The sequence below is a fragment of the Pseudomonas sp. NPDC088885 genome, from assembly GCF_044750025.1.
Lineage (GTDB): Bacteria > Pseudomonadota > Gammaproteobacteria > Pseudomonadales > Pseudomonadaceae > Aquipseudomonas > Aquipseudomonas rustica.
This window is the reverse complement of sequence record NZ_JBIVJB010000101.1, coordinates 15,115-16,342: the sequence shown is the minus strand read 5'-3', so window position 1 is coordinate 16,342 and position 1,228 is coordinate 15,115. Positions and strand designations below refer to the sequence as shown.

Sequence of the window (1,228 nt, the reverse complement as noted above, 5' to 3'; positions counted from 1 at the left end):
GTCGGGACGCAGCAGGGTCAGGCGGTCGGACATGAGGGGATTCCAGGCGGGTCAAACTGAGGCGAATGCTACCGGAAAAGACTCTTGCAGGCACTCGCTATCAAGTTTTGCGGGAACCTTCCGATATCCCGTAGGTATGCCGTAAACATCGTGTGAATCGGTCTTTGTGTTTCAGAAGCCAATGGAGCCTCCCGTGCGCCAGCGTTATTTAGCCTTGCTCAGTGTGTTTGCCAGCCTCCCCGCGATGGCGCTCACGTACCAGACACGTCTGGAGAACATTGAGTGGACGGTCGCCGGCGACAAGTTCGAATGCCGCCTGACACAGCCGATTACAGATTTCGGCTCGGGTGAGTTCGTGCGCAAGGCCGGCGAGCAGGCGATATTCCGTCTGAACGCCTACAACGCCATGCTGGGCGGCGGTTCGGCGACGTTGCTCGCAGCCGCGGCGCCATGGCAGCCGGGACGCGGCGATATCAATCTAGGCAGCGTCAGAATTGGCAGCGGCAATGTCTTGTTTAACAGTTCGCAGTCTCAGGCTGGCGGTTTGATCAGCGGTCTGCTGGACGGTCGCAGTCCGGTCGTGCGTCGCGCGTCGGGTGATGGTCGGGTCTCGGAAGTGCGCCTGTTGCCAGTCAAATTCAGCAAAGCGTTTAACGACTATCAAACCTGCGTGGCGAAATTGTTGCCGCAGAATTTCGATCAGGTTAAACAGTCGCAAATCGGTTTTCCCGGCGAAGGCACCGATCTCGACGCCGCCGCCAAAGCCAAACTCGCGGTCATGTTGGAATATATGAAGGCTGACCCGACGGTGAATCACATTGAGCTCGACGGCCACTCGGACAACAGCGGCAACCGTCTGACCAACCGTGAACTGTCGCGCCGGCGGGCGCTGGCGGTGGTCGACTATTTCAAGGCCAATGGCATTCAAGAGTCGCAGATCACCGTGCGTTTCCATGGTGAGCAGTATCCGGTCGTGCCCAACACCAGTGCGGCGAACCGGGCGAAGAACCGCCGGGTCAATGTGCACCTTGCGCGGGTTACGCCAGTCGCGGCTCCGGCGCCGCAAACGAGTACACCCGCGAGCACTGCAGCAACTTCCTGACCCGCCGGTCATCGTCGCGCTCTCGACAGATTCTGTCGCTTTGTCGTCTTAAGCTGTCGCGCCTCTGTAAATTATCGCGTTTGGGCGGTAGACTCCTCGGCTTTCCGTAGAACCCCGTGGAGTGAT

Annotated in this window: 1 protein-coding gene; it reads left to right on the top strand. The window is 59.2% G+C overall.

Annotated elements, in window-relative coordinates; translation table 11 throughout:
• The first annotated feature begins 193 nt into the window (after positions 1–193).
• A complete protein-coding gene (locus tag ACIP1X_RS24650) occupies positions 194–1,102 on the top strand; it encodes an OmpA family protein (protein ID WP_400755552.1) in 909 nt (302 codons plus the stop codon).
• Positions 1,103–1,228 lie beyond the last annotated feature (126 nt).